This window comes from Nostoc sp. ChiQUE02 (genome assembly GCF_034531305.2).
In the GTDB taxonomy this organism is placed as follows: domain Bacteria; phylum Cyanobacteriota; class Cyanobacteriia; order Cyanobacteriales; family Nostocaceae; genus Nostoc.
Map to the genome: position 1 here is coordinate 162,412 of NZ_JAVRBN020000011.1, position 14,195 is coordinate 176,606.

The window sequence follows — 14,195 nt, forward strand, 5'->3', positions numbered from 1 at the left end:
TCTTGTTTACTTTTGTGCTTTATTTAATCACACATGTAGTAACAAAGATTCCATAGCCTATACTCTCTTATTGGCGACTATTTACACTTACGCCCAAGGGAATATTTTTACAACCAAACCTTAAGACCGCGATTTCAGGTTGGAGACATGTAGAATTTTATATTATTACCACAGTTTTCAAATAGTAGCGTTACAAGTGACTGTTTTACCACATCAGGTGACTTTTTTTACAAAAAAAACATATACTTAGATACTGTAGGTTCTCAACAGAGTAACTACCCAGATATTTATCCCCGCAAGTACCGGAGCCTCAAAACTCAATTTCCACAGTATCGCCGACTTTCAACTTCAATTCGGCAGCTCTTCCAGAGCGAAGTTCAATCACCTTATCGATTGGTGTATTGGGGCCATAGGTCGGGCAAGGCTCACTTGCACAAGGAGGTGCAGCAACCTGAATATATTGAACTACACCGTTATGTAAAAATACCATATCCAAGGGCACAGGTACATTCTTCATCCAGAAACTGACTGGTTGTGCTGAAGGGAACCCAAATAGCATCCCCCGGTCATCTGGCAAAGCTGGTCGATACATCAAGCCTTTGGCTTGCTGTTGTGGAGTCTGCGCCACTTCTAATTGAATCGTTGTGCCATTAGGAAGAATGGCTTTAGCAGAAATTGGTAGTGTTTGACCTAAACTCTCTGGTGCTGGAGTTTGAGAACCAGACGTGAGGCTGGGAGGTTTAACTGTTGTTGGCACAGAACAACCCATCAGAAAAATACTCAGCAACATTGAGAGCAAACTTAGCCAACGAGTCATATAGTTTTTTGATTTTGTAATTTAGATTCCAATTTTACAGAATTTAAGCTAGAAAACCACGGCTTTTATTCGTCCCGTAATATACAGCCGTTTTCAGCCTCAATTAACCAGACTTGGGGCTTAAGTCCCTTGTTAAAGGTAGGCAAACTTCAGCCATAGTGTACTAGGATTCTCTTAAAACGTACCCTACGCCGCGCACTGTTTGAATGAGGCGCTTTTGACCTTCATCTTCGATTTTTAAGCGTAAGTAACGGATGTACACTTCAATTACATTCGATTCACCCAGAAAGTCATAACCCCAAACATTTTCCAAAATTTGTTCGCGGGTTAAGACCTCACGAGGATGTTCCATTAAGAATTTTAATAGTTCAAATTCTTTCATTGTCAAGTCAATTGCTCGTCCGTTGTGTATGGCACGGCGAGTTGCGATGTCTAAAATTAAATCCCCAAAGCGTAACTGCTCCGTGGTATCCACATCGGGTTTTAAGTAGAGGCGAATCAACTTCAAAAAGTCTTCTGAGCGGTAAGGTTTGAGGATGTAATCATCCGCTCCAGCTTCTAGACAAGCTACACGATCATCGACTGTATCCCTTGCCATTAAAATCAATACAGGCGATCGCATACCAGTGCCTCTCAGATTTTTGCACAATGAGAGTCCCGATTCTCCTGCTAGCATCCGGTCTAAGACAATTAAAGCAGGCTGGCGATCGCGACAGTGTTGCAAACCAGTCGTCGCATCATGAGCCAAAATTGATTCATAGCCAGCTTCTTGCAAATCGCAAGAAAGCTGATTTGCTAGGTTCTCATCGGTTTCAATCACCAAAACACAGGGACTTTGAGCAACTGTCATAACAATTTGGGATATTGGATTTGGGATTGTAAAGACATTCTAGAGAAAATCTTTACATTAGTTATAAAGTGCAATTACGAGTTTTTAGTGATGGAGCAATCCTGATTTGACATGCTGCCAAGGATCTTTTAGCACGTTCAGGGTCAGCCATCGAATTCTCCGATGCAATCTTAATAACTAACTCCAAATACCATCCCTACACCAGTAATTCTGGAAGGAAATCACTAGATGGCGGAGAAGGGGAGGCAGGAGAAGAGAAAGAACTAATAATTCCTAACTCTTAACTGCGAACTCCTAACTCCTGACTACGGCAATTCTACCGAAGTTGGTTTGGCGATATGTGGCAAACCCCAACCTAATTTTTCTCGCAAAATTCGGAAAAACTCTGGCGGTTGCAGGCGAATAAATCGGGCACAATATTGCGATCGCTCCATATATACTCGATCTTCTGGTAGGATATAGCACCCGCCATTGCCATCTACCACCATAACTAGCCGAGGAATGTTTACTGGGTAGATACTAACTGATTCAGTATCTGGAAATACCAATGCTCTAGAAGCTAGGGAATGGGGACAAATGGGTACTAGTTGTAAAACAGGTACGCCAGGAGTCACTACTGGGCCACCAGCACTCAATGAGTAAGCTGTAGAACCAGTAGGCGTAGAAACAATCACACCATCCGCCGCAATATCTACTGGCGCATGATGCCCTATGGCAATTTCAAAATGGCACATAGAGGTCAAAGGTTCCCGATGCAGCACCATTTCATTCAAGCATAGGGCTTCCCACAGCACTGAATCTCCCCGAAACACTTTGACGGTGAGCATGGCCCGTTCTTCAATTTCATACTCACCTGCCATTGCCTGTTCTAGTGCTTGGGGCAATTGATTCAAGAACGTTTCTGTCAAAAATCCCATGTGGCCAGTATTCACTGTTAGCAGTGGAATACCACAGGGGGCTACTTGACGAGACGCTGCTAAAACAGTGCCGTCTCCCCCTAACACCACTGCAAACTTCATATCTGAGTCAAAACCAGGGGGCGTCAGACCGTCAATGGGGGTGTGGCATACAGAACTCTCAGGTGTAGAGTAGCCCAGTATTCCACCGATACTCGATGTGATACATACATTCCAACCGGCTGCGGTTAGCTTGTCTTTCAACTCGATAGCGACACGGCCAGCTATCGGTTTAACGTCATTGTAGATAATGCCTGCTTTCGGCACACTCAAATATCCAAGTTTAGGCGATGCTCTGTATTATGTAATCCTTACACATTTTTGACCATGTAGTCATTAATCTAGAGTCAAATATCCGGAGTCTAGAGTTTTACGACTAATGTCTGTTTTGTAATGACTATTGACTATTGGCTTTTGAAGACTGTTTAAAAGGAGTTTTTTTAGATTTCTGCTTTTTATTTTTATTTTTCTCGTAGTCTAATTCTTTGAGCTTCTTCATTATTCGGCTGAAGTACTCTTGTAGATAGCTTTCTAAGGTTGTGGTTTGTTGCTCATCTAAGCCAAAGACTGTGTAGACTTCATCCATTGAAGCATTTAACTGTTTACCACTAGCCAATACTTCTGTAAACGCTAGCCTGTCCGCTACGTTCCATCCCCACTGAAAGAACCGCATTAAGCCCCGCACAGCACGCAGTAAGCTTATTGGCATCCGCGTTACTCTGGCGTCTTTTCCAGATAAGCGTTCGCACAGGTTGATGATTTCCTCTGCACTCCATGCACGAGTCCCAACTACAGGGAAAGCTTGGTTTTCTGTTTCTGGGACACTCAATGCTCGGATAGCAAACTTAGCAATGTCCTGAGTGTCCATATAGGCGATGGGAGAAGAATTACCTGTTACCCAAACTGGCTGTGCTTCCAAAATGGGAATCCCGTACTGACCGATTAACCCTTGCATAAACCCAGCTAGCCGCAAGATAGTGTAATTCAAGCCCGACTCAGCCAGGAAGAGTTCTGTACACCGCTTAATTTCCATTAGCGGTACTTCTGGGTATTTATCAGCATCTAAAATCGAAAAGAAGATAAACCGCTCTACACCCGCTGCAATTGCTGCTTGAATCAATGCTACTTTGCCGTCCCAGTCCACTTGTTTGATACTCAGTGAATCTGTAGGGCGGGATGTTGACGCATCAATAACTTGGGTTACACCTTCTAATGCTTCCGTTAACGTATCGGGGTAGCGCAAATTTCCTGGTACGAGTTCTGCACCCCATTCTTTGAGAAAAGCTGCTTTTTTACTACTCCGAACAAGACAGCGTACTTTATATCCCTCATCGATTGCACGACGAGCCACTTGTCTTCCTAAGGTGCCAGTGGCACCGACGATTAATAATGTCATGAGGTTTGTAATAAATTTTAATGTTTTATGAAAAGAATGTTATCAGAATAACCTATGCAAACAAAAGTTTACATCTTTTCTCAGAAAATCGTTTTTTATGAAAAAATTCATGGGAAAAGGGCTGTCCGTTAAACGGACAAGCTTTTTTCCCAGTTAGCGAAAAGTATGAACGCTGACTTGGGGCAAACAGAACTTTTCGATGAAAAAGGGAGTGGGAAATGTGGAGAAGAATAACTCCTAACTCTTGTACAGACGCGATTAATCGCGTCTCTCCCAACTCCTGACTCCTAACTCAGCACTCAATTATTCTTCTCCACCCTGAATTTTCAGTAACAAAGCACCTAAGCCCCAGCCCACGAAGATTAAACCGAAGGACAATAGAGCTGCATTTAAAAGTTCGCCGCCCATTGGTGTGATTCTCCTTATGCAAATTAGTGTGTGTAAACTAGGTCTAGCAGAAGCTTTTCAATTGTTGCTGTAGGATTAGACCTGTGTAAATAATTTTAAACTAGTTTAGCAAGTAATCCCTACTAGTTTGGGGGGCAATCCCTACTGTGGAGCGGTGGAGATGGGGAAATGTGAGAAAACATAATGATAATAATTATGAATAAATTTTATGTATCAAAATAATCAAGATAATTTAGTGGATTTTCGCCAAGATGACCGCCCGCGTTTGGCGCTGACGCTAGGAGATCCGGCAGGGATTGGGCCGGAGGTGATTTTGAAAGCTTTAGCAGAGCCGGAAATTAGTAAAAAATATAACGTTACAGTGGTAGGTAACTGGGATTTGCTGGCAGAGACTTATCACAATCTGAATTTACCTGAGAATTTAGCACCTTTGGCAAATCCAAACGAATTCTCAGTCAGCGATGTGCTGTTAGATGGGGAAATTAAAGGTGAAATTATCCCAGGAATAGGTAATGCGGCGAGTGGTGCGGCTAGTTTTGCGTATATGGAATATGCGATCGCTCAAACACTCGCTGGTAAATTTGATGGTATTGTCACAGGGCCGATCGCTAAATCAGCTTGGAAAGCCGCAGGGTATAATTACCCAGGGCAAACGGAACTTTTGGCAGAAAAGTCAAATGTTGACCGTTTCGGGATGTTATTTGTGGCGCGATCGCCCCATACTGGTTGGACACTCCGCACTTTACTTGCTACCACACATATCCCCCTACGTCAAGTAGCCGATACATTGACACCGCAATTGTTGACACAGAAACTGGATTTGTTGGTGGAATGTTTAGAGAAAGATTTTGGGATAGAAAATGGGAGAATTGCGATCGCAGGTTTAAATCCCCACAGTGGCGAACAGGGACAATTGGGACATGAAGAACAGGATTGGTTAATTCCCTGGTTGGAGCAAGAGCGGCAAAACCGACCACAATTACAACTAGATGGGCCGATACCGCCAGATACAATGTGGGTTAAGCCTGGTCAAGCTTGGTATGGAAATTCTTTAGTACAAAATACTGCTGATGGCTACTTGGCACTTTACCACGACCAAGGCTTAATTCCTGTGAAGCTGATGGCATTTGATCGGGCAGTTAATACTTCTATAGGTCTTCCTTTCGTTCGGACTTCACCAGACCACGGAACAGCGTTTGATATTGCGGGTAAGGGAATTGCTGATGCTACGAGTATGAAAGCAGCAATACATTTAGCCGCTGAGTTAGTTAGTCAAAGTCAGAGATGATTCCTAAAAGTGTAAATTAACCTATTAATTTTTATAACTCGAAGATATTTCTTAATTTTGTACTTTTGTAACTTGTGCTTCCACCTGAAAGACAAACTTGCTTTATCAGCCTCATCTGTCTCTTCACTTTCATTAATGAGGTTTTGGTTTTTCTCTTCTAATTCGCGCATATACTGTCTGAGTATACCCCCAACAGCGATCGCTCTAGTTTTATGCAGTTGACGGGTTAACTCTAAAAATCATTCTCTATCACCCACCAAATCTGACTCTTTCACCTGATACTTGAGAATTTCTGGGATAAGTAGTGAAGGGTTATGATTTTTTGCGATCGCGCTAGTATGAACAACAGGCAGGTAATCAATCCGTAAGCACTGCTGCCATAACGCTACCCATTTGGCATGAGAAAGATACCCATGACTAAAATACGAAGGCGGCACCATTGCCAAAATATGTAAATGCGGGTGTGCTGAAACTCCATCTTTACCTTTAGTTACTTCAATAGACTTCACCCAACCTTTTGCAGGCCATGCCTTCAATTCAGTAAATCGCTTAAAAGCTTTATTTATCGAATCCAAGTTTTCCCTGAGTTCCTCAATCTGACAATTCTTTACAGTCAAGGTAACAAATAGCCAACGGTGCTTGGGGTAATCAGTGACAACCTGTGGGAGAATTTTGTAAGCCCTTGCTTTCCACATGAGCGATCGCCGCCACTGACAAACAGGACAGTGACGAACTCTACAAAATCGGGCATCTGATAGCTTTAACTTGAGAACACCTTCCGATTCATCTGGCACTAATTGAAACTTCAGCAACTCGGAACACATTCTCACTCGCCAAGCATACTGCTGAAAACAATGTTCGTTTTGTTTGGCGTAATAGTGAAAAACTTTATCAGCATTGGCTCGGTGCTTGTCCCAAATTTTACCTATAGGCGAAACTTCACTTAATCTAGATACATTTTGAGTATGTTGGAACTTATCTTGAGACGATATATTAAAAGCAATAAAGTTACTGTCTAAGGCTTGAGTAGACACGAAATCACCAAATCAGTTTGTAGCAACGTCTCAAATTAAGGCAAGTTATACGGTCAAGCCTCAGTAAAAATATTTAGGTAAACAACAAGACTAATGTTGACTCAGATGAGTAATTTTTTGTTATGAAGTACTCCTGAAATCGGTAAGCTCAGGAATTAGTATTTTCTTCAGGTGCTTCAAACTTGTAACCATAGCCCCGCACAGTTTTAATAAACTCTGGAATGCTGGCATCAACTTCCATTTTCTTGCGAAGCTGACCAATATGCACATCAACCACCCGGCCATCTCCTATGTAGTCGCAACCCCAGATTTTTTGGATTAGCTGTGGGCGACTCCAAGCCTGATTAGGATGACTTGCTAAAAAATGTAAAATATTAAATTCCAGGGCTGTTAAAGCGAGAGGTTTATCGTTAAGTGTGACCTCCCGACCTTCTGGGTTAATTGCTAGCTGCTTGAAAATAATACGTTGTGTTGGGGAGGGGTTGATGTAGCGTATCCGTCTCAAAAGAGCTTCTACTCTAACTTCAACTTCTGCAAGACTAAATGGTTTAGTCATAAAATCATCAGCACCTGCGCTTAAGATTTTGATTTTATCAGCCTCGTCAGTCCTGCTAGTTAGTATCAGCACTAAAACATTAGTACGACTCTGCATTTCTTGGCAGAGGCTATAACCATTAACATCCGGCAAATTCCAATCCAGAATCACTAAAGCTGGGTTGAATTGCTCAAACAACGATAAGGCAGTCTTACCATCTGCTGCCGACTCTATTTGATATTTCCGACTTAAAAAACGATAGACGAGATTTCGGACGCCGAAGTCGTCATCGACGATCAGAATTTTGGGAGTAGTAGCGGTAACCATAACCATAATGCTGCCTATTGTAGATTGGGCGATTTGCTGTTGCGCCAGTTTTGCTTTACATGTTTCTGTTGAGAGTGTATTCACGCGCGTCTCTGATGAGTACGATCGCTACTGTAGTACTTGTACACAATTAATTTTCCATGAAGTTTATGAAAACTTCAGCCATCGTAATGCTTATAAAATGTATAAGTATTGTATGAGTTTTGTATAATTTTGAATTTATATTGTATAGTTTTGAACTTTTATACTTAAAATGAGTGTAATTGAAGACCATCTTCATAACCAAAAATAGTCCAGAGAAACATCAAACGCCACGGCAATTGCTACAACTTTGAAAGAGCAAGGCACTCCTTGATTAATTAGGTATCTACAAAGGCTCACAAACGAATCTATATAAGTATGTTGGCGGCGAAAAACCAAATTTTAAAGGTACAGAAACGAGCAACTAAGCTTAATTCAAGCATATCCCAGAAGTTTTACAAAAATTTACATAGTTACCTTTAATAGCGCCAATTTACTTAAGTCAATCTAGATTCTAAACTCCTACCGACTTAGATGTACTCTAACCAACGGGTATGTCTTCTTGAAGAGGGCCTACGAAAATGTACTCAGCGTGCATTCACATGTAGCTACCCTTTTAAGCATATACTATACTACAAGTTTCAGCCTGAGACTATGACAAGCCAAGGACTGAGAGCATCACCAGAAGGTATAAGAGCAGCAAAAACAGCTTTAACAGACAAAACTTGGAGTCAGCATAAATTAGCAACAGCTTTGGGCATTACACGTCAACCAGTTTCCAAATTTTTTGCAGGTGAGTCGGTTTCACGCTCTTGTTTTGTGCAAATTTGCCAACAGCTAGGGTTATCTTGGCAAAAGGTTGCTGGTTTACCTGAAGATGTGGCATTTGAAGCAACTCCTAAAGTGCAATTTAAAGGTGCTGACCTCGATACACTGGTGCGGGAAGTGCGCCAAAAGCGCCAAGACAAAATTCAAGACCAGTGCAACATTCTGCAAATGTTGGACATTGCTCAGACAGTCCAACTGATGGACATTTACACCAATATTAATGTCTTAGAGGAGATAACCAGCCTGCAATGGCGAGAAATATCTGACCTGTTGAAAGACTTCAAATCTGAATCGGACTTTAATCAACTTGGAGGATACAAACATCAGAGAAGATTACCAGGGTTGGAAGCGGTATTGCGGCACTCAAAACTAATGGTGCTGGGTAAACCAGGGTCAGGTAAAACTACATTTTTACAATATCTAGCGATTGAGTGTAACAAAGGCGAGGTTCAGCCAAACCACATTGCAACTTATATTAGGGTGAAAGAATTTGCTGAAGATGCTAAAAATGACAGCCAACTCAATTTATTGAACTACATCAGCCAGGAATTTCTCAATTGCGGTGTTGAAAAGGAATCAACTAAAATCCTACTGACTCAGGGCAAACTGCTGATTTTGCTAGATGGCTTAGATGAAGTACCAGCAGAAAAGGCAGATAAAGTCACAATAGAAATTCGGAGATTTACTCAGACTTTTTACAGAAATCAGTTTGTTATTAACTGTCGGATTGCTGCCCAAAAATATAGATATCAGGGATTTACTGAAGTTGAAATTGCAGACTTAGACCAAGAACAAGTGGAAGTTTTTGCCAAAAAATGGTTTTTTGCAGTTGCTCTTAATTCCAAGGAAGATGGGGAAGCCATAGGAAATTTATTTATTAATCAGTTGCATCTCCCAGAAAATCAGCATATCCGAGAATTAGCGGTCACTCCAATACTGTTGCATTGGATTTGCCTAGTGTTCCAAGTAAAAGGTGAATTTTCCTTAAAGCCAGCCAAGTTATATGAGCAAGCACTGAATATTTTACTGTTCAGATGGGATAAAACCAGAGGAATTAAACGCGATCGCATTGCTCATAATTTGACTTTGGTAACTAAGAAAAAACTGCTTTTTCAACTTGCGGCTATCAGTTTTGAGCAAGAAGATTACTTTTTAGAGCAAGAAAAAATTCTGCAACTTATTGCTGACTATCTAGAACCTTTACAAAATATTAATTCAGAGGCAACTCAATTGCAGCTAGATAACGAAGCAGTGTTGAAAGCAATTGAGATAGAAAATGGGTTATTTGTGGAAAGGGCACGGGGAATTTACTCTTTTTCTCATCTGACTTTTCAAGAATATTTAACGGCTCGAAATATTGTTGAAAGTTACCCAGCTTATGCTTGGAACAACCTGGTCAGTCACATAACAGAAAAGCGCTGGCATCAGGTATTTTTACTAACTGTTAATATGTTGCCGAATGCTGATGAAATGCTACAGATAATGAAGCAAAATATTGATTTCCTAGTGGCTGGCGACGAAAGATTACAGTATTTTCTCACCTGGTTGCATCAAAAATCTAGTTCAGTCTCTACCCACTACAAAGCAGCAGCCGTTCGTGCCTTTTATCTCGTTTACGATGAGCGAAGCTCTTGCCATAGGCATCGCGCCTTTGTCTATAATTCTGGTTATGACCTTGAGTATGCCCTTGTTGGTAATATAGCTTTTGATTCTGAGCTTGCTCTTGATGAGTTTCTGTTCAGTACTGTTGCCTGTGTTAATGAACTTGATTTTGCCTTTGAGCATAGCCTCAACGATGCCCTTGATCATGCTCATGCCTTTGCCATTGCTTTTGATGAAGCTGCTGATCTTGTTGTTGATCCTAAATTAAAGCAAGTGCTGCAAAAACTCAAAAAACAATTACCAAAAATAGACAGCAATCCAGAGAAATTTCGGGGCTGGTGGCAATCTAAGGGTAAAGCCTGGGGTGAACAATTAAGAGATATGTTGATTAAGTATCGTAATATTGGTTATGACTGGCAGTTCAACCAACAGCAAAAAGAATTGCTTCAGCAATATTATGATGTCAATAAATTGCTGGTAGATTGCCTCAATAGTGCTGCTTATGTAACTCCAATAGTACGGCAAGAGATTGAAGAGACATTATTGTTAGCGATCGCAGATATTCAAAAGGTACGTAATTCGTGTATTAATGACTGAATATTTTTAATTACTTAGACTATTTTTTATGAATTAGGTAGAGAATTTAATTAATTTAAATTTATTCATAATTTGTCTGATTAATTCAATAGTAGAAATATAAGTTTAACATATATTTAATTAAATTAATAGAAAAATCTGCCTTACATATAGTCTAATTTGACTGTATTTGCAATGGATTAAATGGTAGAAAATATTTCAATTACTCACTCTATCTTAAGAAAGACTTTGAGGATATTCATCCCAGAGAAAGAGCAATTAAATATGCTTAGTCCGTTAAATTGCTATTAATATCGTCAGTAAGGAAGAATTATGGTAAACAATTTAGTAGGCGGCATCATTCCCCCACAGCCACCAATAGAAGCACAATCTGATGTTCATACCCTGAAATCTCGTCTGGAATGGGGCGAACCAGCTTTTACAATACTGGATGTGCGCGATCGCAACACCTTCAACGAAGGTCATATTATGGGAGCGATGCCAATGCCCATAGATGAATTGGTACAGCGTGCAGTACCTTCTTTGGATAAAAGCCGTGATATTTACATTTACGGTGCTAGTGAAGAAGAAACTGCCCAAGCCGCACAACAACTGCGTTCTAATGGATTTGAGCATGTCTCTCAACTCAAAGGTGGTCTTGCCGCATGGAAGGCGATCGGTGGCCCAACAGAAGGCATTGTTGAATCAAAAACTCCCCCAGGTTCAGATGACTACAATGTAGTAGATCGGCTAAAAAATCACCAAGAAAATCAGCCAAAGGGAGGCACTAGCGCCACAGAAGCCGTTAAAAAAGGAGCTAGTAATCTGAAGGAAGGCATTCAAGAGGGAGCCAGTAACCTGAAGGAAAACATTCAACAAGGAGCTAGTAACCTGAAGGAAGGCATCCAAGAGGGAGCCAGTAACCTAAAAGAGGGTGTTAGTGAATCTAATACTTCTAGAGACACTGATGATTCCAATATTGGCTCCTAGACAAAAAATAACTTAGAAAATTAGCGATAGACCTCTTGCATAAATCAAAAATAATAACCCCACCCTACCTTTGATAGAAATCAGAGTCTCCCTTCTTTGCGTGCGGGGAGGGGTTAAGGGTAGGGTGTTAGAGAATTTTCAAGAGGTCTAATCTCGATTTTTCGTGAGCAGAGAAGTCACAATTCAGGAACAGAGCCGGAAACTTCCGTTGCCTCCGGTCATAAGGGACTTCCAATTAAAAAATGTCCCATCGCTGTGTAAGCAGGGGGAGCAGAGGAAGCAGGGGAGGAAGAATCCGATCATCGTCTTGGCTCTAAAAATGGGATAATTTAATTTCTGGAAATCCCTAAGCAGAATATTCTGTCTGGTGATGCTTGTTCTCCATATCAATAACGTTTGCAAAAGATTTCCTGTTTGCTCAATGTTCAAACAAATCTTTAAATTGCAACAAATCCAACGAAACTACTGTTGGCAGAAATTCAAAACATTCTTGAGCAATTTTCCAACGTTCTTCTCGTTTGAGCATTTCTGTTAGCTTCTGCTGCACACTAAGTAAGTAGCGCACATCATTGGCAGCATAACTTAGTTGAGCTTCAGATAAACTAGCGGCGTTACCCCAATCAGAACTTTGAGAGCTTTTATCCAGTTCTACTTGTTCTAACTCTTGCACCACATCTTTGAGTCCGTGGCGATTTGTGTAAGTACGGGCTAGCTTACTAGCAATTTTGGTACAAAAAACAGGGCCAACCTGAATCCCTAAATTGGCTCGTAAAGTGGCAAGGTCAAAGCGAGCAAAGTGAAACACTTTTACGACATTCGCCGCTTCCAAAAGTTTTTTTAAGTTTAGGGCGTCAGCTTGTCCTTTGGCTATGCGGATTGCAGTCACTTTCCCTTCTGGGTTGCACAGCTGGACAAGACACAAGCGATCGCGCTGCGGCAATAATCCCATCGTTTCTGTATCAACTGCGATCGCTGGAGATTCTAAATACTGTTCAAGGGCTGCGTCACTAAGGTCGCGATCGCTCACCTGAAAATCTTGTAATGTCATCAATCGTTCAAAAATAATAGCAGTGTCTAGCAGACAAAAGTCTTGTCAGACACTACATTATTATTGTGCAAAAAAATCAGAAATTAAATCTACCTAGTGCGAAAAAATATTTGTGTCAGGTAGACTTCGCCTTGATTATTAGTAGCAACGCCGATTCCAGTTAGGTTATAATTTCCTTTAAGATTTTTTAGGTGTCCGGGACTTTTGATCCAACCAGTAACAGCTTCCTCTACGGGGTTGCTATATCCCCGATTGAAAGCAACATTTTCCGCCGCACTGTTGTAGCGAATAGGGACAGCTTTGACTCGCCCTTCAAATCCCTGATGGCTAAATGGGGTTTTACCTTTAGCCATATTTTGACTATGAATTCTTGCCTGTCGAGTTATATTTGCATTTAGGGTCAACTTTGGCAGCCCTTTAGAAGCTCGATATCGATTAATTTGGTCAAATACTGATTTTTCTAGCTCCGTAGTTTTAAAAGTAGGAGTCGATATTGCAACCTGACTGGAAAAAAACGACAACAGCTTATTACGGGTGGATGTATTTGTAGAAGGATGATTTGGTATCGGAACAGTCGTTAATCCACTAGCAAGGACAAGCGCACTTAAAGCGATGCCAAAAGCAGTTTGTCGGAACATGGAGAATTGCGTAATGTGTAGAGATATAAGACTTATACTCTACCTCATTGTTCCGACGATATATACCACGATACTATTAAGGATTGATGAATTTTGGCAATCTGGCTATATCCTTGTATAGTAAGCACAAAAAATCATTTCCAATTGTCAATACTTCAATAAGTCAAATTCATGAAATCACGGTTATTTTCGCTGAAAATTTAGGATTTTGATGAATTATTAAAAAATAATGTAGTATTCAATAGACAAATGTCATTGAAACTACATTATTCAACATCTAGTAAAAGCTTTGCCAACAGACTGAAGTCTGGGAAATTTGAGAAAAAACCTAAATTTTACGAAATCTATTAGCGAAAGAAAATTTGTGTAAGGTAGACTCTGCCTGCACTGTTTTTAGCGACACCAATCCCCGTCTTATTAAAATCACCTTTGATATTGGCAAGATGCCCTGGACTTTTGAGCCAGCCTTGAACAGCTCTCGTAGCCGGGTCACTACGTCCCTGGTTATAAGCAACATTTTCACCAGCGGTTCTGTAGGAAATACCGGTTGCTTTAATACGTTGTGAAAATCCACCATGTCCAAAGGCAACTTTACCACTAGCCATGTCCTGACTGTGAATCTTAGCTTGATTATCGATGGCAGAATTACGAGTCAGTGCTGGTTTCCCTATGGAAGCTCTGTACTCATTAATTTGGCTAAAAACCGACTGTTCTATAGAGGCAGTGTCGATGCTAGATTGTGCAATCTGAACAGTTTTACTTGATATATGTGAAGACTCTGGTGTCAAAGTTGGATTTGTTACAGGAGTAGCGATCGCACCACTACCAAGAACAATAGTTCCTAAAGCAACGCCGTAGATTGTTGTTCTAATCATTTGCTG

Annotated in this window: 11 protein-coding genes and 2 pseudogenes; 3 read left to right on the top strand and 10 right to left on the bottom strand. The window is 40.9% G+C overall.

Features of this window, described 5'->3' with window-relative positions; translation table 11 throughout:
• Positions 1 to 310: 310 nt before the first annotated feature.
• The 5 genes from RM347_RS14515 to petM all read right to left on the bottom strand — a co-directional run bounded on the left by RM347_RS14515 (position 311) and on the right by petM (position 4,427).
• On the bottom strand, positions 311 to 817 hold the full coding sequence (locus RM347_RS14515; protein WP_322717271.1) for a DUF192 domain-containing protein: 507 nt from the start codon (positions 815 to 817) through the stop codon (positions 311 to 313).
• 163 nt (positions 818 to 980) lie between these two features.
• Positions 981 to 1,667, bottom strand: coding sequence for a response regulator transcription factor NblR (gene nblR, locus RM347_RS14520; protein ID WP_322717272.1), 687 nt, complete (start codon positions 1,665 to 1,667; stop codon positions 981 to 983).
• A gap of 305 nt (positions 1,668 to 1,972) precedes the next feature.
• Positions 1,973 to 2,890, bottom strand: coding sequence for an NAD(+) kinase (locus RM347_RS14525; RefSeq protein WP_322717273.1), 918 nt, complete (start codon positions 2,888 to 2,890; stop codon positions 1,973 to 1,975).
• Positions 2,891 to 3,020: 130 nt separating this feature from the next.
• Complete coding sequence (locus RM347_RS14530; RefSeq protein ID WP_322717274.1) at positions 3,021 to 4,019, bottom strand: SDR family oxidoreductase; 999 nt, start codon at positions 4,017 to 4,019, stop codon at positions 3,021 to 3,023.
• 303 nt (positions 4,020 to 4,322) lie between these two features.
• The gene (gene petM / locus RM347_RS14535; protein WP_100900724.1) at positions 4,323 to 4,427 is read right to left on the bottom strand and encodes a cytochrome b6-f complex subunit PetM; all 105 of its coding nucleotides are present in this window, start codon (positions 4,425 to 4,427) and stop codon (positions 4,323 to 4,325) included.
• A 208-nt stretch (positions 4,428 to 4,635) separates the two neighbouring features.
• Here petM and pdxA point away from each other — a divergent pair, with 208 nt between their 5' ends.
• Positions 4,636 to 5,715: a 4-hydroxythreonine-4-phosphate dehydrogenase PdxA gene (gene pdxA, locus RM347_RS14540; protein WP_322717275.1), complete on the top strand. Its 1,080-nt coding sequence runs from the start codon at positions 4,636 to 4,638 to the stop codon at positions 5,713 to 5,715.
• Here the strand turns inward: pdxA and RM347_RS14545 are convergent.
• Positions 5,706 to 6,539, bottom strand: a pseudogene (locus RM347_RS14545) (protein rep). The gene pdxA and the pseudogene RM347_RS14545 overlap by 10 nt on opposite strands.
• 358 nt (positions 6,540 to 6,897) lie before the next feature.
• Positions 6,898 to 7,617 carry a response regulator transcription factor gene (locus RM347_RS14550; RefSeq protein ID WP_322717312.1) on the bottom strand — a complete coding sequence of 240 codons (720 nt, stop codon included), beginning with the start codon at positions 7,615 to 7,617 and terminating at the stop codon, positions 6,898 to 6,900.
• Positions 7,618 to 8,286: 669 nt separating this feature from the next.
• On the opposite strand from RM347_RS14550, the gene RM347_RS14555 reads away from it, so the two are divergent.
• Together RM347_RS14555 and RM347_RS14560 are read left to right on the top strand one after the other, a co-directional pair.
• Positions 8,287 to 10,659, top strand: coding sequence for an NACHT domain-containing protein (locus RM347_RS14555; RefSeq protein WP_322717276.1), 2,373 nt, complete (start codon positions 8,287 to 8,289; stop codon positions 10,657 to 10,659).
• A 312-nt stretch (positions 10,660 to 10,971) separates the two neighbouring features.
• Positions 10,972 to 11,418, top strand: a pseudogene (locus RM347_RS14560) (rhodanese-like domain-containing protein); the annotation flags it as partial.
• A gap of 628 nt (positions 11,419 to 12,046) precedes the next feature.
• On the opposite strand, the gene RM347_RS14565 reads toward RM347_RS14560, so the two are convergent.
• The 3 genes from RM347_RS14565 to RM347_RS14575 form a co-directional block, all read right to left on the bottom strand.
• Positions 12,047 to 12,676: a ribonuclease H-like domain-containing protein gene (locus RM347_RS14565; protein WP_322717277.1), complete on the bottom strand. Its 630-nt coding sequence runs from the start codon at positions 12,674 to 12,676 to the stop codon at positions 12,047 to 12,049.
• Between the two features lie 89 nt (positions 12,677 to 12,765).
• The gene (locus RM347_RS14570; protein WP_322717278.1) at positions 12,766 to 13,314 is read right to left on the bottom strand and encodes a CAP domain-containing protein; all 549 of its coding nucleotides are present in this window, start codon (positions 13,312 to 13,314) and stop codon (positions 12,766 to 12,768) included.
• A 347-nt stretch (positions 13,315 to 13,661) separates the two neighbouring features.
• Positions 13,662 to 14,189, bottom strand: coding sequence for a CAP domain-containing protein (locus RM347_RS14575; protein WP_322717279.1), 528 nt, complete (start codon positions 14,187 to 14,189; stop codon positions 13,662 to 13,664).
• Positions 14,190 to 14,195: the final 6 nt, after the last annotated feature.